Origin of the sequence: Pseudomonas uvaldensis (assembly GCF_021271205.1) — a bacterium.
GTDB lineage: Bacteria > Pseudomonadota > Gammaproteobacteria > Pseudomonadales > Pseudomonadaceae > Aquipseudomonas > Aquipseudomonas uvaldensis.
Map to the genome: position 1 here is coordinate 167,324 of NZ_JAIWKS010000003.1, position 19,545 is coordinate 186,868.

General features: G+C 62.5%; 16 protein-coding genes. 10 read left to right on the top strand and 6 right to left on the bottom strand.

What is annotated here, in order from left to right; translation table 11 throughout:
• The first annotated feature begins 54 nt into the window (after nucleotides 1-54).
• From LCU97_RS07145 to LCU97_RS07155, 3 genes are all read left to right on the top strand, one after another.
• The gene (locus tag LCU97_RS07145) at nucleotides 55-1,419 is read left to right on the top strand and encodes an MFS transporter (RefSeq protein WP_053152230.1); all 1,365 of its coding nucleotides are present in this window, start codon (nucleotides 55-57) and stop codon (nucleotides 1,417-1,419) included.
• A 13-nt stretch (nucleotides 1,420-1,432) separates the two neighbouring features.
• Nucleotides 1,433-2,986 (top strand): galactarate dehydratase, encoded by a 1,554-nt coding sequence (gene garD, locus LCU97_RS07150; protein ID WP_232776003.1) that lies wholly within the window; start codon nucleotides 1,433-1,435, stop codon nucleotides 2,984-2,986.
• A 206-nt stretch (nucleotides 2,987-3,192) separates the two neighbouring features.
• Nucleotides 3,193-4,134, top strand: a complete 942-nt coding sequence (locus LCU97_RS07155) for an AEC family transporter (protein WP_053152234.1) — start codon at nucleotides 3,193-3,195, stop codon at nucleotides 4,132-4,134.
• Between the two features lie 136 nt (nucleotides 4,135-4,270).
• Here LCU97_RS07155 and LCU97_RS07160 read toward each other — a convergent pair whose 3' ends face one another.
• The 6 genes from LCU97_RS07160 to gatC form a co-directional block, all read right to left on the bottom strand.
• Nucleotides 4,271-4,651, bottom strand: a complete 381-nt coding sequence (locus tag LCU97_RS07160) for a carboxymuconolactone decarboxylase family protein (protein WP_053152236.1) — start codon at nucleotides 4,649-4,651, stop codon at nucleotides 4,271-4,273.
• On the bottom strand, nucleotides 4,648-5,706 hold the full coding sequence (locus tag LCU97_RS07165) for a calcium/sodium antiporter (RefSeq protein ID WP_053153223.1): 1,059 nt from the start codon (nucleotides 5,704-5,706) through the stop codon (nucleotides 4,648-4,650). Before LCU97_RS07165 ends, LCU97_RS07160 begins: the two co-directional genes overlap by 4 nt.
• 50 nt (nucleotides 5,707-5,756) lie before the next feature.
• On the bottom strand, nucleotides 5,757-6,134 hold the full coding sequence (locus tag LCU97_RS07170; protein WP_053152238.1) for a septal ring lytic transglycosylase RlpA family protein: 378 nt from the start codon (nucleotides 6,132-6,134) through the stop codon (nucleotides 5,757-5,759).
• A gap of 179 nt (nucleotides 6,135-6,313) precedes the next feature.
• A complete protein-coding gene (gatB, locus tag LCU97_RS07175; RefSeq protein WP_053152240.1) occupies nucleotides 6,314-7,759 on the bottom strand; it encodes an Asp-tRNA(Asn)/Glu-tRNA(Gln) amidotransferase subunit GatB in 1,446 nt (481 codons plus the stop codon).
• A 10-nt stretch (nucleotides 7,760-7,769) separates the two neighbouring features.
• Nucleotides 7,770-9,221, bottom strand: a complete 1,452-nt coding sequence (gatA, locus tag LCU97_RS07180; RefSeq protein ID WP_232776004.1) for an Asp-tRNA(Asn)/Glu-tRNA(Gln) amidotransferase subunit GatA — start codon at nucleotides 9,219-9,221, stop codon at nucleotides 7,770-7,772.
• Nucleotides 9,222-9,237: 16 nt separating this feature from the next.
• On the bottom strand, nucleotides 9,238-9,525 hold the full coding sequence (gene gatC, locus LCU97_RS07185; RefSeq protein WP_053152244.1) for an Asp-tRNA(Asn)/Glu-tRNA(Gln) amidotransferase subunit GatC: 288 nt from the start codon (nucleotides 9,523-9,525) through the stop codon (nucleotides 9,238-9,240).
• Nucleotides 9,526-9,775: 250 nt separating this feature from the next.
• Between gatC and mreB the strand changes: the two genes are divergently transcribed.
• From mreB to LCU97_RS07220, 7 genes are all read left to right on the top strand, one after another.
• Nucleotides 9,776-10,813, top strand: a complete 1,038-nt coding sequence (gene mreB, locus LCU97_RS07190) for a rod shape-determining protein MreB (RefSeq protein ID WP_002555108.1) — start codon at nucleotides 9,776-9,778, stop codon at nucleotides 10,811-10,813.
• Nucleotides 10,814-10,984: 171 nt separating this feature from the next.
• Nucleotides 10,985-12,052, top strand: coding sequence for a rod shape-determining protein MreC (gene mreC / locus LCU97_RS07195; protein WP_232776228.1), 1,068 nt, complete (start codon nucleotides 10,985-10,987; stop codon nucleotides 12,050-12,052).
• Entirely contained in the window at nucleotides 12,049-12,537 is a 489-nt protein-coding gene (gene mreD, locus LCU97_RS07200) for a rod shape-determining protein MreD (RefSeq protein ID WP_053152248.1), read from the top strand. The genes mreC and mreD overlap by 4 nt, the downstream gene beginning before the upstream one ends.
• A 32-nt stretch (nucleotides 12,538-12,569) precedes the next feature.
• Entirely contained in the window at nucleotides 12,570-13,166 is a 597-nt protein-coding gene (locus LCU97_RS07205; RefSeq protein WP_053152250.1) for a Maf family protein, read from the top strand.
• 56 nt (nucleotides 13,167-13,222) lie between these two features.
• Nucleotides 13,223-14,680 carry a ribonuclease G gene (gene rng, locus LCU97_RS07210; RefSeq protein WP_041024433.1) on the top strand — a complete coding sequence of 486 codons (1,458 nt, stop codon included), beginning with the start codon at nucleotides 13,223-13,225 and terminating at the stop codon, nucleotides 14,678-14,680.
• 61 nt (nucleotides 14,681-14,741) lie between these two features.
• A complete protein-coding gene (locus tag LCU97_RS07215; RefSeq protein ID WP_232776005.1) occupies nucleotides 14,742-18,545 on the top strand; it encodes a YhdP family protein in 3,804 nt (1,267 codons plus the stop codon).
• Nucleotides 18,546-18,681: 136 nt separating this feature from the next.
• Complete coding sequence (locus LCU97_RS07220; protein WP_232776006.1) at nucleotides 18,682-19,545, top strand: carbon-nitrogen hydrolase family protein; 864 nt, start codon at nucleotides 18,682-18,684, stop codon at nucleotides 19,543-19,545.

A 19,545-nucleotide genomic window follows, 5' to 3' on the forward strand; every position in this document is an offset into this window, starting at 1 on the left:
CCGGTCGTACAATCTGCTGACCCGCATAAAAATAAATAGTGGGAGTACTGTTACATGCAAGCGACCAAGCCGACGCACGTCCGCTACTTGATCCTGCTCATGCTGTTTGTGGTGACAACGATCAACTATGCCGACCGCGCCACCATCGCCATCGCAGGCTCCAGCCTGCAAAAAGACCTCGGCATCGACGCGGTCACCCTCGGTTACATCTTCTCCGCCTTCGGCTGGGCCTACGTGGCCGGGCAGATTCCTGGCGGCTGGCTGCTCGACCGTTTCGGGTCGAAAAAAATCTATGCCCTGAGCATTTTCACCTGGTCGCTGTTCACCGTGCTGCAAGGCTATGTGGGTGAGTTCGGCCTGTCCACCGCCGTGGTTGCGCTGTTCATGCTGCGCTTTCTGGTGGGGTTGGCCGAAGCGCCGTCCTTCCCGGGTAACGCACGTATCGTCGCCGCCTGGTTCCCGACCGCAGAACGCGGCACCGCCTCGGCGATCTTCAACTCGGCGCAGTATTTCGCCACCGTGTTGTTCGCGCCGCTGATGGGCTGGATCGTCTATCGCTTCGGCTGGCAGCATGTGTTCATCGTGATGGGCGTGATCGGCATCGTGTTCTCGCTGATCTGGCTGAAGGTGATCTACAGCCCGCGCCAACACCCGATGATCAACGAGGCCGAGTTCAATCACATCGCCGCCAACGGTGCGATGGTCGACATGGACCAGGACAAAGGCAAGGAAAAGAAAGCCGACGGTCCGAAGTGGGATTACATCCGCCAACTGCTGACCAACCGCATGATGCTGGGCGTATACCTGGGCCAGTACTGCATCAACGGTATCACCTACTTCTTCCTGACCTGGTTCCCGGTGTACCTGGTGCAGGAGCGCGGCATGACTATCCTCAAGGCCGGTTTCATCGCCTCCTTGCCGGCCATCTGCGGGTTCATCGGTGGTGTGCTGGGCGGGGTGATTTCCGATTACCTGCTGCGCAAGGGCCACTCGCTGACCTTCGCCCGCAAGGCGCCGATCATTGGCGGCCTGCTGGTGTCCAGCAGCATCGTGGCGTGCAACTACGTGGACATCGAATGGATGGTGGTGGGCTTCATGGCCCTGGCCTTCTTCGGTAAAGGCGTGGGTGCGCTGGGCTGGGCGGTGGTGTCCGACACTTCGCCAAAACAGATCGCCGGCCTGAGCGGTGGCCTGTTCAACACCTTCGGCAACCTGGCCTCGATCACTACCCCGATCGTCATCGGCTACATCATCAGCTCCACTGGTTCGTTCAAATGGGCCTTGGTGTTCGTCGGCTGCAACGCGCTGATGGCGGTGTTCAGCTACCTGGTTATCGTCGGGCCGATCAAGCGTGTCGTGCTCAAGGAACCCACGGCCAAGGATGCCGGTATCACCAGTCTGTCTGAAGCCAAATCCTGAAGGAGCGGCAGCAATGCAATTGATTGAACATGCCGACTCGCCCCGTTACATCCGCCTGCACGAGCGGGACAACGTGGTGATCGTCGTCAACGACCAGGGCGTACCGGCCGGGACCGAGTTCCCGGATGGCCTGGTCACCGTGGACTTTGTGCCCCAGAGCCACAAGGTCACGTTGCAGGACATTCCCGAGGGCGGCGAGGTCATTCGCTATGGTCAGGTCATTGGCTATGCGTTGCAGCCGATCCCCCGTGGCAGCTGGGTCAAGGAAGACCAGCTGCGCATGCCGACCGCGCCGCCGCTGGACAGCCTGCCGCTGTCCACCGACGTGCCGGCGGCCGATGCGCCACTGGAAGGCTATACCTTCGAGGGTTATCGCAACGCCGACGGTACCGTCGGCACGCGCAACATCCTGGGCATCACCACCACCGTGCAGTGCGTGACCGGGGTGCTGGATCATGCGGTCAAGCGCATCAAGGATGAGCTGCTGCCCAAGTACCCGAACGTCGATGACGTGGTGGCGCTGACCCACAGCTACGGCTGTGGCGTGGCGATCACCGCCACCGACGCTTACATCCCGATTCGTACCGTGCGCAACCTGGCACGCAATCCGAACCTGGGGGGAGAAGCGCTGGTGATCAGCCTGGGCTGCGAGAAATTGCAGGCCGGGCAGGTGATGCACGAGAACGACACTTCGGTGGACTTGAGCGAGCCGTGGTTGTATCGCCTGCAGGATTCCAGCCACGGCTTCACCGAAATGATCGAGCAGATCATGGAACTGGCCGAGACCCGCCTGAAAAAACTCGACCAGCGCCGTCGCGAGACCGTGCCGGCTTCGGAGTTGATCCTGGGCATGCAGTGCGGCGGCAGCGATGCGTTTTCCGGCATCACCGCCAACCCCGCGCTGGGCTATGCCTCGGACCTGCTGCTGCGTGCCGGGGCGACGGTGATGTTTTCCGAAGTCACCGAAGTGCGCGATGCGATCTACCTGCTGACCTCCCGGGCGCAGACCCAGGAAGTTGCTCAAGAGCTGGTGCGGGAAATGGACTGGTACGACCGTTACCTGGCCAAGGGCGAGGCCGACCGGAGTGCCAACACCACGCCGGGGAACAAGAAGGGCGGGTTGTCGAACATCGTCGAGAAATCCCTGGGTTCGATCGTCAAGTCCGGCAGCAGCGCGATCAACGGCGTGCTCGGCCCGGGCGAGCGCTTCAAGCAAAAGGGCCTGATCTTCTGCGCCACGCCGGCCAGCGATTTCGTCTGCGGCACCTTGCAGTTGGCAGCAGGGATGAACCTGCACGTGTTCACCACCGGTCGCGGCACGCCGTACGGTTTGGCGATGGCACCGGTGGTGAAGGTCTCGACCCGTACCGAACTGGCCCAGCGCTGGCCGGACCTGATCGACATCGACGCCGGTCGGATCGCTACGGGGCGGGCGACGATCGAAGAGTTGGGTTGGGAGCTGTTCCACTACTACTTGGATGTGGCCAGCGGCAAGAAGAAGACCTGGGCCGAACAGCACAAACTGTTCAACGACATCACCCTGTTCAACCCGGCGCCGATTACCTGAGCCGGCGGCGAGCGCAGATGTTGCGCTCGCCCATAATCCAATGTGGGAGTGGGCTTGCTCGCGAAAGCGGTGTGTCATTCAACACATGCATCGGATGACATACCGCATTCGCGAGCAAGCCCGCTCCCACAGGAATCACCAGACGCCAGTGCCGTAAGTGGCTTATCATTAGCTACCTAACGACACCCTCTCCAAAGGTCCCCGGCATGCTGGCCATTTTCCTCGAAACCCTGAACATCACCGCGCCGGTGTTTGCCATGCTGTTTCTGGGGGTGTTGCTCAAGCGCGTCTACTGGATCAACGATAACTTCATCCATATCGCCTCGTCGCTGGTGTTCAACGTCACCATGCCGGCGCTGCTGTTCCTGGGGATCTTGCACGCCGATCTGCACGCCGCATTACAGCCGGACCTGTTGATCTATTTTTCCATTGCGACCTTGGTGAGTTTCGCCATGGCCTGGGGCTGGGCGATCTGGCGTTGTCCGCGTCAGGATCGCGGCATCTACACCCAGGGCGCGTTTCGCGGCAACAACGGCGTGATCGGCCTGGCGCTGGCGGCGAGCATGTATGGCGACTATGGGATTTCCCTGGGCGCGATCCTCGCGGCGCTGGTGATCCTGTTCTACAACACCCTGTCGACCATCGTGCTGGCGGTCTACAGCCCGGTGATCAAGTCCGACCCTTGGAGCATCTGCAAAAGCGTGATCAGCAATCCGCTGATCATCAGCGTGATTGCCGCTGCACCGTTCGCCTACTGGCAGATTGGCCTGCCGAACTGGCTCGAGACCTCGGGCAAGTACCTGGCGCAGATGACCTTGCCCCTAGCGTTGATCTGTATCGGCGGCACGCTGTCTCTGGCGGCCCTGCGCAAGAGCGGCAAGATGGCCCTGAGTTCCAGCCTGGTGAAGATGGTCGGCCTGCCGTTGATCACCACGCTTGGCGCCTGGCTCTGGGGCTTTCGCGGGGCGGAACTGGGGATTCTGTTCCTGTACTTCGGCAGCCCCACCGCAGCCGCCAGCTTCGTCATGGCCCGGGCTGCCGATGGCAACCACGAACTGGCGGCGGCGATCATCGTCATCACCACGTTGATGGCGGCGATCACCACCAACCTTGGGATCTTTGTGTTGCAGTGGGGTGGGTGGATCTAAGGTCAGGGTTTGTGGTGACCTTCAGGCCCAACCGCGAGCAGGCTCGCTCCCACCGTGGGTCAGTGTTGAACACGAATTTTGTGTACGCCATCAATCTGCTGTGGGAGCGAGCCTGCTCGCGATAGCAGTCTTTCAGTCACTCAGGTTTCTGGTAGCTATCGATCACTTCCTGCGCCGCCCGAAACGCATCGATCGCCGCCGGCACCCCGGCATACACTGCGCAATGCAGCAACGCCTCGCGAATCTCCTCCACCGTGCAGCCATTGTTCAACGCGCCGCGCACGTGACCCTTGAGTTCCTGCGGGCATTTGAGGGCGGTGAGGGCGGCTAGGGTGATCAGGCTGCGGGTCTTCAGCGGCAGACCTTCGCGGCTCCAGACGCTGCCCCAGGCGTGTTCATTGACGAAGTCTTGCAGCGGCTGGGTGAATTCGGTGGCGTTGCCCAGGGCGCGGTCGACAAAGGCGTCGCCCATCACCTGGCGACGCATGTCCAGGCCGGTCTTTGGAATATCGGTCATGGCAAATCCCTCTTGTGGTGTTGGCGGCGCCAGGCGCGCACGGAAGTGAACAGCAGGAAGGCGAGCAGGGCTGGCAGCACGTAGAACAGCATCAGCCGTTCCAGCTGGCCGGCCAGTGGCATGCCCGTGGTGAACGACACCACATGCAGCCCATAAGCCAGGTACAGGCCCAGCAACAGCAGCCCTTCGGCGCGGGTGACGCGGTAGCCGGAATAGAACACCGGCAGGCACAGCACGGCCACGCCGAGCATCACCGGTAAGTCGAAATCCAAGGCGTTGGGGGAGACCGACAGTGGCGAGGGCGCCACCAGGGCGGTCACTCCCAGGACGCCCAGCAGATTGAACAGGTTGCTGCCGATCACGTTGCCTACCGCAATGTCACGTTGGCCACGCAGCGCGGCGATCAGGGACGTGGCGAGTTCCGGTAGTGATGTGCTGACGGCGACGATGGTCAAGCCAATGATGCGTTCCGATAGCCCGAGATCGGTGGCCACTTCCACGGCAGCGCCTAGTAACAGATGGCCGGCGAATATCAACATGGCCAACCCCAGCACGATCATCGAAAGGCTCTTGAACCAGGATGCCTGTGTGACTTCGATCACCGCATGGGGACGACCCGAGTGGCGCGACTGGCGCAGTAGCAGACCCAGGTAGACCGCCAGGGCCATCAACAGCAGCACGCCGTCCAGCCGTGTCAGTGCCTCATTCCATGCCAGCACGAACACCAGCAGGCTGGCGCCGATCATCAGCGGAATGTCCAGGCGCACCAACTGGCGCGAAACGCGCAGTGGGATGATCAGGGCCGACAGTCCCAGCGTGACGAGAATGTTGAAAATGCCGCTGCCGATTACGCTGCCCACAGCGATGTCGGCGTTCTGGGCCAGGGTCGCCTGCAGGCTGACGGCCATTTGCGGCGCGCTGCTGCCGAAGGCGACGACACTCAGCCCGATGATCAGTGGTCGCACCTGCAGGCGTGCGGCCAGGCCAACGGCAGCCCGCACCAAAAGCTCGGCGCCAGCGATCAGTAGCAGCAGCGCACCGAATAATTCGATCAGGCTGAACAGTGGCAAGGCTGACAATAGAGAAATGGCCTGGGCTCCGCCTATCAGTCGTCGAGGGCCTGCACGCGCACCCGGGCAGTGCCGCTACGCAACATACCCAGTTGTTTGGCTGCCGCTTGCGATACGTCGATCAGGCGACCGCGGGTATACGGACCACGGTCGTTGATGCGCACCACAACACTGTCGTTGTTGCCCAGGTTGGTGATCTTTACCCGTGTGCCGAACGGCAACTGGCGATGGGCGGCAGTCAGGCTGTGCTGGTCGAAACGCTCGCCGCTGGCGGTGCGCTTGCCATGATGGCGGGAACCATAATACGAGGCAACGCCAGTCTGGTCGTAGCCGTGTGGATCGACCGTCCCGCTCTGGCTGGCGCAGCCGGCCAGCAGGGACAGCAGGGCGCAGGCGCCAAGGAGACGCTTCATCTGGAAGTTTCCGAATATAAATATGGAGGCGAGCCTGTGGGAGCAAAGCTTGCTCGCGATGAACGATAACGCGATCTTCTGACGGATCGAGGCGTTTTCATCGCGAGCAAGCTTTGCTCCCACCGAGGCGCTCCCACAAGGGAGAGTGGAGCCAGGTCGAACATCTGGCTCCATGACAATCAGCCCTCGAGCTTGCTTTTCAGCAGTTCGTTGACCTGTTGCGGGTTGGCCTTGCCCTTGGAGGCTTTCATGGCCTGGCCGACGAAGAAGCCGAACATCTTGCCGCGCTTGGCTTCGTCTGCCGCACGGTACTGTTCGACCTGCTCGGCGTTGGCCGCGAGCATTTCATCGAGCACGGCGCTGATCGCCCCGGTGTCGGTGACCTGCTTCAAGCCGCGCTTCTCGATGATCTCGTCGGCGCTGCCTTCGCCATTGGCCATGGCTTCGAAGACCATCTTGGCGATCTTGCCGGAGATGGTGTTGTCCTTGATCCGTAGCAGCATGCCGCCCAGTTGTTCGGCCGACACCGGCGACTCTTCGATCTCCAGGCCTTGCTTGTTCAGCAAGCTGCCCAACTCGACCATCACCCAGTTGGCCGCCAGCTTGGCATCGCCGCCGATGCTCACGACTTTTTCGAAGTAATCGGCCTGTTCGCGGCTGGTGGCCAGGACGTTGGCGTCATAGCTCGACAGGCCGAACTGGGCCTGGAAGCGCTCGCGTTTCTGCGGCGGCAGTTCAGGCAGGGTGGCGCGCACGTCATTGAGGAACGAATCCTCGATGACCACCGGCAGCAGGTCCGGGTCGGGGAAGTAACGGTAGTCGTTGGCCTCTTCCTTGCTGCGCATCGGACGGGTCTCGTCCTTGTTCGGGTCGTACAGGCGGGTCTGCTGGATGACCTTGCCGCCGTCTTCGATCAGTTCGATCTGGCGCTGGATCTCGCTGTTGATCGCTTTCTCGATGAAGCGGAACGAGTTGACGTTCTTGATCTCGCAGCGCGTACCGAACTCAGCCTGGCCCTTGGGCCGGACCGATACGTTGCAGTCGCAGCGCAACGAGCCTTCGGCCATGTTGCCGTCGCAGATGCCCAGGTAACGCACCAGCGCGTGGATTGCCTTGACGTAGGCCACGGCTTCCTTGGCGCTGCGCATGTCCGGTTCGGAGACGATTTCCAGCAGTGGCGTGCCGGCGCGGTTCAGGTCGATGCCGGTGGCGCCGCTGAATTCCTCGTGCAGGCTCTTGCCGGCGTCTTCCTCCAGGTGCGCCCGGGTAATACCGACGCGCTTGACCGTGCCGTCTTCCAGGGCAATGTCCAGGTGGCCCTTGCCGACGATCGGCAATTCCATCTGGCTGATCTGGTAGCCCTTCGGCAGGTCCGGATAGAAGTAGTTCTTGCGGGCAAAGACGTTGTGCTGGCCGATCTCGGCGTCAATCGCCAGGCCGAACATCACCGCCATGCGCACTGCTTCGGCGTTGAGCACCGGCAGTACGCCGGGCATGCCCAGGTCGACCAGACTGGCCTGGGTGTTGGGCTCGGAACCGAACGTGGTGGCGCTGCCGGAAAAGATTTTCGACCGGGTGGTGAGCTGGGTGTGAATCTCCAGCCCGATCACGACTTCCCATTGCATGTGTGTCTCCTCAGAAGCCGGTTGGGGTGCGGGTGTGCCAGTCGGTATTGAGCTGGTACTGATGCGCCACATTGAGTAGGCGGCCTTCCTGGAAATACGGCGCGAGCAACTGCACGCCCACCGGCAGGCCATCGACGAAACCGGCCGGCATGGACAGGCCCGGCAAACCGGCGAGGTTGGCGGTGATGGTGTAGACGTCTTCCAGGTACTCGGCGATCGGGTCACTGTTCTTGGCGCCGAGTTTCCAGGCCGGGTTTGGCGTGGTCGGGCCGAGGATGATGTCGACCTCGTTGAAGGCGGCCATGAAATCGTTCTTCACCAGGCGGCGGATCTTCTGGGCCTTGAGGTAGTAGGCATCGTAGTAGCCAGCGGACAGCGCATAGGTGCCGACCATGATCCGGCGCTGCACTTCGGCGCCGAAGCCTTCGCCACGGGAGCGCTTGTACAGGTCTACCAGGTTCTGCGGGTTCTCGCAGCGGTAGCCGAAGCGCACGCCGTCGAAACGCGACAGGTTGGAGGAGGCTTCAGCCGGGGCGATCACGTAGTACGCCGGAATCGCGTGCTGCATGTTTGGCAGGCTGATTTGCTTGATGATCGCGCCGAGCTTTTCCAGTTCCTTGATGCTGTTCTGGACCAGATCGGCGATGCGTGGGTCGAGGCCGGCGCCGAAGTACTCTTTTGGCACGCCGATGCGCAGGCCCTGCAACGAGTCGTTGAGGCTGGTGCTGTAGTCCGGCACCGGTTCGTCGATGCTGGTGGAGTCGTTCGGGTCGAAGCCGGCCATGCCTTGCAGCAGGATCGCGCAGTCTTCGGCGGTGCGGGCCAGTGGACCGCCCTGGTCGAGGCTGGAGGCGTAGGCGATCATGCCCCAGCGCGATACGCGACCGTAGGTGGGCTTGAGGCCGGTGAGGTTGGTGAACGCCGCCGGTTGGCGGATCGAGCCGCCGGTGTCGGTGGCGGTAGCGGCTGGCAGCAATCGCGCGGCCACGGCCGCGGCGGAACCGCCGGACGAGCCGCCCGGCACGTGTGCCAGGTTCCATGGGTTCTTCACGGCGCCGTAGTGGCTCGACTCGTTGGCCGAGCCCATGGCGAATTCGTCCATGTTGGTCTTGCCCAGGGTTACGGTCCCGGCGGCAGCCAGCTTGGCGACCACGGTAGCGTCGTACGGGGCCTTGAAGGTGTCGAGCATCTTCGAGCCGCAGCTGGTGCGGATGCCCTGGGTGCAGAACAGGTCCTTGTGGGCAATCGGCGCGCCGAGCAGGGCGCCGGTTTCACCGTTGGCGCGACGGGCATCGGCGGCCTTGGCCTGGCTCATGGCCAGTTCTTCGGTGAGACTGATGAAACTGTTGAGCTGCGGGTCGAGCTGGGCGATGCGCGCCAGCAGAGTCTTGGTCAGCTCTTCGGAAGAAAACTTTTTATCGGCGAGTCCGCGGGCGATCTCGGCCAGGGTCATGTGATGCATGAGAGGCTCTTTCCCTTTAGTCGATGACTTTCGGAACCAGGTACAGGCCGTTTTCGACCGCGGGTGCGATGGATTGGTAGGCCTCGCGGTTATTCGGCTCGGTCACGACGTCTGCGCGCAGGCGCTGGCTGGCTTCCAGTGGGTGGGCCAGGGGTTCGATACCGTCGGTATTGACCGCCTGCATCTCGTCGACCAGCCCCAGAATGCTGTTCAGGGCAGAAGTGATGTGTGGAAGATCGGCTTCATTGAGGCCCAGGCAGGCCAGATGAGCGATTTTTTCCACGTCGGAGCGTTCAAGCGCCATGGGATTCTCCAGTGGAAAACAAAACGGACGCAGTCTGTCCGTGTGTTAGATTGTCGGAACACTACCGCATTTCTACGGTCCAGTGCCGTGTATCACAAATACTGTTCGAAACAGGGCATTGGCCGCGATTGTAGGGTTTGGTGCACAGAAAAGCGGCCAATTTAACATATTGGCGCCTTGCCCAAAATCCCTGTCGTTGTTAGAGTTTGCCGCACTTTTTTACCCACGCGTTGCCTAGGGTCCCTTTCCCATGTTCAAGAAACTGCGTGGCATGTTTTCCAGCGATCTTTCCATTGACCTGGGCACTGCCAACACCCTTATTTACGTGCGCGAGCGCGGTATCGTCCTGAATGAACCCTCGGTCGTGGCCATCCGCACCCACGGCAACCAGAAAAGTGTCGTGGCTGTCGGTACGGAAGCCAAGCGCATGCTGGGCCGTACGCCGGGCAACATCGCGGCCATTCGCCCGATGAAAGACGGTGTGATCGCCGACTTCAGCGTCTGCGAAAAGATGCTGCAGTACTTCATCAACAAAGTTCACGAAAACAGCTTTCTGCAGCCCAGCCCACGCGTGCTGATCTGCGTTCCATGCAAGTCCACCCAGGTGGAGCGTCGCGCCATCCGTGAATCGGCCCTCGGCGCCGGTGCCCGCGAAGTGTTCCTGATCGAAGAGCCCATGGCAGCCGCCATCGGTGCCGGCTTGCCGGTAGAAGAAGCCCGTGGCTCGATGGTCGTCGACATCGGTGGTGGTACCACCGAAATCGCCCTGATCTCCCTCAACGGTGTGGTCTATGCCGAATCCGTGCGTGTGGGCGGCGACCGTTTCGACGAAGCGATCATTACCTACGTACGCCGCAACTACGGCAGCCTGATCGGCGAATCCACCGCCGAGCGCATCAAGCAGGAAATCGGCACCGCCTACCCGGGTGGCGAAGTACGTGAAGTCGATGTGCGCGGTCGCAATCTGGCCGAAGGCGTTCCACGTGCATTCACCCTGAACTCCAACGAAGTGCTGGAGGCTCTGCAAGAGTCCCTGGCTACTATCGTCCAGGCTGTGAAAAGTGCCCTGGAACAGTCGCCGCCGGAACTGGCTTCCGACATCGCCGAGCGCGGCCTGGTGCTGACCGGTGGTGGTGCGTTGTTGCGCGACCTCGACAAACTGCTGGCCCAGGAAACCGGGCTGCCGGTGATCGTTGCCGAAGACCCGCTGACCTGTGTTGCCCGCGGCGGTGGCCGTGCATTGGAAATGATGGACAAGCACACCATGGACCTGCTCTCCAGCGAATAATCGCCGGATTTGCATTACATGGGTGAGCGCACAGGCAGCACTTTGCAGTGCTGCCTGTTGGCGTTTATCTTCTGTCATTCGTAGCCAGGCCGGTTCGATACCGTATGAATAAAGAGAACATCTGCCTGGGAGGAGCGGCCTATTAAACCGCTTTTTGCCAAAGGCCCCTCGCTGGGTGTGCGCCTGCTGGTGCTGGCCGTGCTATCGGTTGCGCTGATGGTGGTCGATGCCCGTTTCACGCTGCTCAAGCCTCTGCGCAGCCAGATGTCGCTGGTCCTTATGGAGTCCTACTGGATCACCGACCTGCCGCAGCGGTTGTGGCAAGGTGTGGCCAGCCAGTTCGGCAGCCGGACCGAGCTGGTCGCCGAAAACGAGAAACTCAAGACTGAAAACCTGCTGCTGCAGGGGCGCATGCAGAAGCTGGCGGCCCTCACCGAGCAGAACGTGCGCCTGCGCGAGTTGCTCAATTCTTCGGCGCTGGTCAACGAAAAGGTCGAAGTGGCCGAGCTCATCGGCATGGACCCCAACCCCTTCACCCATCGAATCATCATCAACAAGGGTGAGCGCGACGGCGTGGTCCTTGGCCAGCCGGTGCTCGATGCCCGAGGCCTGATGGGCCAGGTGGTGGAGTTGATGCCGTACACCTCTCGTGTGCTGTTGCTGACCGACACCACCCACAGCATTCCCGTGCAAGTGAACCGCAACGGCTTGCGGGCGATTGCCAGCGGTACCGGCAACCCGGAGCGCCTGGAACTGCGGCACGTGGCTGATACTGCCGATATCAAGGAGGGCGACCTGCTGGTCAGCTCCGGCCTTGGCCAGCGATTCCCGGCCGGTTACCCCGTGGCGACGGTCAAGGAAGTCATTCATGACTCCGGCCAGCCATTCGCCATCGTCCGCGCGGTGCCAACGGCTGCCCTGAACCGCAGCCGATACCTGCTATTGGTATTCAGTGATAACCGTACGCCGGAAGAGCGCGCCAATGATGCCGCTGTCGCCCAGGAGGCGCAGGATCGGCAGGGGGGCGAAGCGACAGCGCACGGCACTTCGGCCCCGGCACCGGCCACGACGCCGACCCCCTCGGTGCCACCGACCGCACCAGCCCCGGCAACGGCGCCGGCTACCGCTCCCGCACCTGCTGCGACACCTGCCAGGCCGGCAGCTCACACACCGGCGACCCGTCCTGCGCCCAAGCCACCTGCCGCCACGCCAGCCACCAGGGGAGCACGAGAAGAATGAGCAGTACTCAATCCGGTAACGGCTGGATGGTCTGGCTGACTTTCGCCTTGGGCCTGTTGCTCAGTATCTCGCCACTGCCGCAGTTCATGGAGATCCTGCGTCCACTGTGGCTGGCCCTGCTGCTGGCCTTCTGGGCACTGGCGCTGCCGCACAAGGTGGGCATGGTCACCGCCTGGTGCCTGGGGCTGGCCGAGGACGTGCTTTATGGCACGTTGCTGGGCCAGAACGCACTGATCCTGACCTTGATCACCTTCCTGGTGCTGTCGCTGCAGCAACGCCTGCGCATGTTCCCGATGTGGCAGCAATGCCTGGTGATCCTGGTGATCTTCGGCCTCGCCCAGCTGGTGCAATTGTGGCTCAGTGCGTTAACGGGCAATCGCCAGCCCACCCTGGCGATGGTGCTGCCCGCCCTGGTCAGTGCCTTGCTCTGGCCCTGGGTCAGCTTCGCTTTGCGCGGTCTGCGCCTGCGTTTCAAGATCAACTGATCCGTTCGGGCATGTAAGAGGGAAGTGTCTTGATGAAACCGCTTTACCTCGCCTCAGGCTCACCGCGTCGACGTGAGCTGCTCACCCAGATTGGTGTGGCCTTTACGACTGTCGGCGCCGACATTGACGAAACTCCCCTGGACCACGAAAGCCCATCGGCCTACGTCGAGCGCCTGGCGCGCGGCAAGGCCGCGGCTGGGCGACGTGCTTTGAAAGTCAGTACGGATGGCTGCGTATTGGGGGCCGACACGGCCGTGGTGCTGGACGGGCGGATCCTTGGCAAGCCGCTGGACCAGGCGGACTCCGTGGCAATGCTCATGGCGCTGTCCGGTCGCGATCACGAAGTGTTGACCGCCATTGCCGTGCTGGATGGGCAACGCTGCGAGTCCCGGGTCGTGCGCAGTCGGGTGCGCTTTCGCGCCATCACCGAGCAGGAGGCGCTTGCCTACTGGGCCAGCGGCGAGCCTCGGGACAAGGCCGGCAGCTATGGCATCCAGGGGCTGGGCGCGGTGTTCGTTACCGGGCTCGAGGGCAGCTATTCTGCGGTGGTCGGCCTGCCGCTGTGTGAAACGGCAGAATTGTTGGGCCATTTCGGCATACCCTGTTGGCAAACCTTGAGCGCGCAATGAGCGCCGTCTGACCTGATGCGGCCATTATCGTGAACATGCCTGAACGAGACCCTGCCATGAGTGAAGAGATCCTGATCAACATCACGCCGATGGAGTCGCGCGTGGCGGTGGTTGAAAACGGTGTGTTGCAAGAAGTGCATGTCGAGCGCACGCAGAAGCGCGGCATCGTCGGCAATATCTACAAGGGCAAGGTGGTGCGGGTGTTGCCGGGCATGCAGGCGGCGTTCGTGGATATCGGCCTGGACCGCGCAGCGTTCATCCATGCCTCGGAAATCTCCATGCGCGAAGGCCCGGCCGTGGAGAGCATCGGCGCCCTGGTTCATGAAGGCCAGAGCCTGGTGGTGCAGGTGACCAAGGACCCCATCGGTTCCAAGGGCGCGCGGCTTACCACGCAACTGTCCATTCCGTCGCGTTACCTGGTGTACATGCCACGCACCGCCCACGTCGGCATCTCGTTGAAAATCGAGGACGAAGCCGAGCGCGAACGCCTCAAGCAGGTGGTCAGCGATTGCGTGGAGAAGGAAGGCATCAAGGAAGCCGGTGGCTTTATCCTGCGCACTGCCGCCGAAGGGGCCGGGGCCGATGAGATCCTCATGGATATCCGCTACCTGCGCAGACTCTGGGACCAGATCGCCGCCCAGATCAAGACCATTGCCACGCCCAGCGTGATTTACGAGGACCTGGGCTTGGCGCTGCGCACGCTGCGGGACCTGGTCAGCCCCAAGATCGAGAAAATCCGCATCGACTCCCGGGAAACCTTCCAGAAGACCACCCAGTTCGTAGCCGAGTTGATGCCGGAAATTGCCGACCGCCTAGAGCATTATCCCGGCGAGCGGCCGATTTTCGATCTGTACGGCGTCGAGGACGAAATCCAGAAGGCCCTGGAGCGCAAGGTGCCGCTCAAGTCCGGTGGCTACCTGGTGGTCGATCCGGCCGAAGCCATGAGCACCATCGACGTCAACACCGGGGCGTTCGTCGGTCATCGCAACCTCGAAGAAACCATCTTCAAGACCAATCTGGAAGCGGCCACCGCCATTGCCCGCCAATTGCGCCTGCGCAACCTGGGCGGGATCATCATCATCGACTTCATCGACATGGAGGATGAGGAGCATCAGCGGCAGGTACTCAGGACGCTGGAGAAGCAGCTCGAGCGCGACCACGCCAAGACCAACATCATCGGCATCACCGAGTTGGGCCTGGTGCAGATGACCCGCAAGCGCACCCGCGAAAGCCTCGAGCAGGTGCTGTGCGAGCCGTGCAGCGCCTGCCAGGGGCGGGGCAAGCTGAAGACCCCGGAAACCGTGTGTTACGAAATCTTCAGGGAAATTCTCCGGGAGGCGCGCGCCTACCAGGCCACTGGCTATAGAGTGTTGGCGAACCAGAAAGTGGTGGATCGCCTGCTCGATGAGGAGTCGGGTAATGTCGCGGAACTGGAGGCTTTTATCGGGCGTACGATTCGCTTCCAGGTCGAAACCATGTATTCCCAGGAACAATACGACGTTGTGCTGCTCTGACGTGGCTCCTGAAACAGCGATCTCGCTGACGTGAACACCATTGCCAGGGGAGTCTGCTGACATGGAGCGTTTGACACGCATTTTAGCCGCGTTGACCCGCTGGGGGCTGGGCCTTTGTGCGCTGCTGCTGGTACTCCTGGCGTTGTATGTCAGCCTCGGCCGGGAACTGGCGCCCCTGGTGGCGGAATATCGCGCTGAAGTCGAGACCCGCGCCAGTGATGCCCTGGGCTTGCCCGTACGCATCGGTAGCCTGGAAGGTGGTTGGAGTGCCTTGTCCCCTGTTCTGTCGGCTCACGACGTGACGGTCGGGGAGGGTGCCAATGCGCTGCACCTGGACCAGGTGCGGGCCGTGCCCGACGTGTGGGACAGTCTGCTGGCGCGTCAGGCACGCATCGCTCATCTGGAGCTTGGCGGTCTCAAGATCAGCCTCAAGGAAGCCGCCGACGGCCAATGGGCCCTGGAAGGCCTGCCGGTGAAGGGTGATCAGCCAGTCGACCCGCAGCAACTGCTGGAACGGATGCAGGTGATTTCCAGGTTGTCGATCCTCGATAGTCAAGTCACTTTGCAACCGCTGGAGCAAGCGCCACTGACCCTGACCTATGTCGGCCTGAGTCTGAAGACCGGAGCCACCCGTCAGCGTCTGGATGCCCGCCTGACCCTGCCCGACGGCCAGCCGGTGGCGCTCAACCTGCGCACCCGTATTCGAGCCAGCGACTGGAGGAACGGACGGGCCGATGCCTACCTGAGCCTGCCCCAGAGTGACTGGTCGAAATGGCTACCGAACGGCCTGACCCGGCAGTGGAATTTTTCCCGGATCAAGGCCGGCGGCGAAATATGGCTGAGCTGGGGAGACGGCACGCTGCAAAGCGCGGCCGTACGGTTGAACGCCCCGGAACTCACGGGTGCCTATGCCGAACGCACGCCGGTGCAGATCCGCAACCTGGCGCTCGATGGGTATTTCCAGCGCGGTGCGGACGGCTTCACCGCGACGTTCGATTCCCTGGCCATGAGCCTGGGGGAGACCCGCTGGACGTCGCGCCTGCAATTGCAGCAGAGCGCCGCCACCGAGAAGGCCGAAGAGCTCTGGCATCTGCAGGCCGATCGCCTTGACCTGACCCCGCTTACGCCTCTGATCCATTCTCTTGCACCCTTGCCCGAAGGCGTCGCAACGACGATCGACCGGCTCAAGGTGACCGGCGCCTTGCGCAACGTGTTGGTGGACTACCGGCCACAGAACGCCGGCGATCGCAAGGTCAGCTTCGCCACCAATCTGGATACAGTGGGGTTCGATGCCTATCGCGGTGCACCGGCGGCGCGCAATGTCTCGGGCAGCCTCAGTGGCGACCTCGGTGGCGGTGAACTGCGCATGGACAGCAAGGATTTTGTCCTGCACCTGGACCCGATTTTCGCCAAGCCCTGGCAGTATCTGCAGGCCAACGCCCGGCTGACCTGGAAGCTGGACAAGCAAAGCTTCACTCTCATCGCGCCGTATCTGAAGGTGCTGGGAGAAGAGGGCAGAATCGCAGGCGATTTCCTGATCCGACTGCATCTGGATCATAGCCAGGAAGACTACATGGACCTGCGGGTCGGCCTGGTGGATGGCGACGGGCGCTACACCGCCAAGTACCTGCCGGCGGTCCTGAGCCCGGCCCTGGACGAGTGGTTGCGTACGGCCATCGTCAAAGGGGCGGTGGACCAGGGCTTCTTCCAGTATCAAGGTTCGCTGAACCACGGTGCCGGTGACGCGGCCCGCAGCATCAGCCTGTTTTTCAAGGTGCACGACGCCGAGTTGGCGTTCCAGCCGGGCTGGCCTTCGGTCAGCAAGGTCAACGGCGACGTCTTCGTCGAGGACAGCGGCGTGCGCATCTACGCCACCCAGGGGCAATTGCTGGACACCCAAGTCAAGGACGTGTCGGTGGAAATCCCCCATGTCCCGAGCGGGCAACCCTCGCATCTGCTGCTGGACGGCGGGTTCGCCGGGGGCCTGAAAGACGGCCTGAAAATACTGCAGACGGCACCGATCGGCACCGCCGAGACGTTCGCTGGCTGGGAAGGCGACGGCGACCTGCAAGGCCGCGTGAAGCTCGACATCCCCCTGGTCAAAAGTGAGCAGCCGAAGATCCTGGTGGACTTCAGTACCGACAAGGCCCGGCTCAAGCTCAGTGAACCGGCGCTGGAGCTCACCCAGCTCAAGGGGGATTTCCGCTTCGACAGCAGCAAGGGACTGAGCGGCAAGAACATCGCTGCCCAAGCGTTCGACCGGCCCGTGACGGCGCAGATCTTTGCCGAAGGCCGTGCGGGTGCGCTCAACACCCGGGTGGCGGCGTCCGGGCGGGTGGAGGTCAAGAAACTCACCGACTGGCTGAACGTCACCCAGCCATTGCCGGTCACCGGAATCATTCCGTACCAGTTGCAGGTGATTCTCGACGGCGCCGATAGCCAGTTATCGGTCAACTCCAACCTCAAGGGCGTGGCCGTGAATCTGCCGGCACCCTTTGGCCTGGCAGCAGATGCCGGTCGCGATACGGTGTTGCGCATGACGTTGCAAGGGGCGGAGCGACGCTACTGGGTGGATTATGGCGATGTGGCCAGCTTCACCTATGCGGCACCGAACGGGAAGGTTGCCGAAGGGCGCGGGGAACTGTTGTTGGGGGATGGAGATGCAGTCTTGCCGGGCGCCAAAGGGGTTCGGCTGCGAGGGACGCTCCCGGCGCTGGACGTGGAACCCTGGCAGGATCTGGTGAACAAGTACGCCGGGCAGGACCCGGGCGGCAGCGCCAGGCAGTTGCTCAGCGGTGCTGACCTGAAGGTAGGCAAGCTTACGGCCATGGGCACCACCTTGGACCAGGCGTCGCTGCAGCTCGATCGCAAAGCGGACGCCTGGGCCTTGCGGCTCGACAGCCAGCAGGCCAAGGGCAATGTCAACCTGCCGGATGCGAAGGCTGCCCCGATCGGTATCAACCTCGATTACGTCCGCTTGCCGGCCGCGGATCCGACGGTACAAGCCGACGAGAACGCACCGGACCCACTGGCATCGGTCGATCCTTCGCGGATCCCGGCGATGGATATCACCATCGATCAGCTGTTCCAGGGCACTGATCTCATTGGTGCGTGGTCTCTGAAAGTAAGGCCGACCGCCAAGGGCATCGCGCTGAACAATCTGGACATGGGTCTCAAGGGGATGGTTTTGAACGGCAGTGGTGGCTGGGAGGGCGCGCCTGGCTCCACCAGCAGTTGGTACAAGGGGCGCATCAGCGGCAAGAACCTGGCCGACGTGCTCAAGGGCTGGGGGTTCGCTCCCAGCGTGACCAGCCAGGAATTCCGCCTGGATGTCGATGGCCGTTGGCCCGGATCACCGGCCTGGGTCGCCACCAAGCGCTTTTCCGGCAGCCTCGATGCTTCGCTGAGCAAGGGCCAGTTCGTCGAGGTCGAAGGCAGCGCCCAGGCACTGCGGGTCTTCGGCCTGCTGAACTTCAACTCCATCGGCCGGCGGCTGCGCCTGGATTTCTCCGATCTGTTCGGCAAGGGGCTGAGCTACGACCGGGTCAAGGGACTGCTGGTGGCGAGCAATGGCGTTTACGTGACCCGCGAACCCATCATGCTGACGGGCCCATCGAGCAACCTGGAGCTCAACGGTACGCTGGACATGGTGGCCGACCGGGTCGATGCCAAGCTGCTGGTGACGCTGCCGGTGACCAACAATCTGCCGATTGCCGCGCTGATCGTGGGCGCCCCGGCGGTGGGAGGCGCATTGTTTCTGATCGACAAGCTGATCGGTGACCGCGTGGCGCGGTTTGCCAGCGTAAGATACGACGTCAAGGGACCCTGGAAAGAGCCGAAGATCACCTTTGACAAGCCGTTTTGACGGATCGACACCATTCCCTGTGGGAGCGAGCCTGCTCGCGATGAGGCCGGTACATCCAACATGCATGTTGACTGATCCACCGCTATCGCGAGCAGGCTCGCTCCCACAGGGGAAGACAACGACAAGGGGAAGCACCATGTCAGTCGCAGTAATCCAAATGGTCAGCCAGAGCGATGTGCTCGCCAATCTGGCGCGTGCCCGGGTGCTACTGGAACGGGCGGCCGCCGGTGGTGCACGGCTGGCGGTGCTGCCGGAAAACTTCGCCGCCATGGGCCGGCGGGACGTCGCCGACATCGGTCGCGCCGAAGCCTTTGGTCAGGGACCGATCCTGCCCTGGTTGAAACAGGTCGCCCGCGACCTCAGGTTATGGATCGTGGCCGGGACGTTGCCCTTGCCGCCGGTGGATCGGCCTGAGGCCAAGGCGCATGCCTGTTCGCTGTTGGTGGACGATCAGGGCCAGGTGGTGGCGCGCTACGACAAGCTGCACTTGTTCGATGTGGACGTGGCGGACAATCGTGGACGCTATCGCGAGTCGGATGACTATGCTTACGGCAGTAACATGGTGGTCGCCGATACGCCAGTGGGGCGGGTCGGCCTGACGGTCTGCTATGACTTGCGTTTTCCGGAGCTTTATAGCGAGCTGCGGGCTGCCGGGGCGGAACTGATCAGCGCACCCTCGGCGTTCACCGCGGTGACCGGCGCCGCTCATTGGGAGGTGCTGATTCGCGCCCGGGCCATCGAAACTCAGTGCTACGTGCTGGCGGCCGCCCAGGGCGGCGTGCATCCAGGACCGCGTGAAACCTTCGGCCACGCCGCCATTGTCGATCCTTGGGGACGGGTGCTGGCGCAACAGGATCAAGGTGAAGCCGTGCTGCTGGCCGAACTGGACAGCAACGAACAAGCGTCCATCCGGGCGCGCATGCCGGTGGCGAGCCATCGGCGCTTTTTCTCGCAGGGCGCTCGACAGCGGCCTGTCCAAGACGACGAATTCAAGGCGTAG

Coding starts and splice junctions, on each gene's coding strand:
- mreB (WP_002555108.1), top strand. CDS start 9,776: ATGTTCAAGAAACTGCGTGGCATGTTTTCCAGCGATCTTTCCATTGAC.
- rng (WP_041024433.1), top strand. CDS start 13,223: ATGAGTGAAGAGATCCTGATCAACATCACGCCGATGGAGTCGCGCGTG.
- LCU97_RS07160 (WP_053152236.1), bottom strand. CDS start 4,651: ATGACCGATATTCCAAAGACCGGCCTGGACATGCGTCGCCAGGTGATG.
- LCU97_RS07155 (WP_053152234.1), top strand. CDS start 3,193: ATGCTGGCCATTTTCCTCGAAACCCTGAACATCACCGCGCCGGTGTTT.
- LCU97_RS07145 (WP_053152230.1), top strand. CDS start 55: ATGCAAGCGACCAAGCCGACGCACGTCCGCTACTTGATCCTGCTCATG.
- garD (WP_232776003.1), top strand. CDS start 1,433: ATGCAATTGATTGAACATGCCGACTCGCCCCGTTACATCCGCCTGCAC.
- LCU97_RS07170 (WP_053152238.1), bottom strand. CDS start 6,134: ATGAAGCGTCTCCTTGGCGCCTGCGCCCTGCTGTCCCTGCTGGCCGGC.
- mreD (WP_053152248.1), top strand. CDS start 12,049: ATGAGCAGTACTCAATCCGGTAACGGCTGGATGGTCTGGCTGACTTTC.
- LCU97_RS07220 (WP_232776006.1), top strand. CDS start 18,682: ATGTCAGTCGCAGTAATCCAAATGGTCAGCCAGAGCGATGTGCTCGCC.
- gatC (WP_053152244.1), bottom strand. CDS start 9,525: ATGGCGCTTGAACGCTCCGACGTGGAAAAAATCGCTCATCTGGCCTGC.
- gatA (WP_232776004.1), bottom strand. CDS start 9,221: ATGCATCACATGACCCTGGCCGAGATCGCCCGCGGACTCGCCGATAAA.
- LCU97_RS07215 (WP_232776005.1), top strand. CDS start 14,742: ATGGAGCGTTTGACACGCATTTTAGCCGCGTTGACCCGCTGGGGGCTG.
- gatB (WP_053152240.1), bottom strand. CDS start 7,759: ATGCAATGGGAAGTCGTGATCGGGCTGGAGATTCACACCCAGCTCACC.
- LCU97_RS07205 (WP_053152250.1), top strand. CDS start 12,570: ATGAAACCGCTTTACCTCGCCTCAGGCTCACCGCGTCGACGTGAGCTG.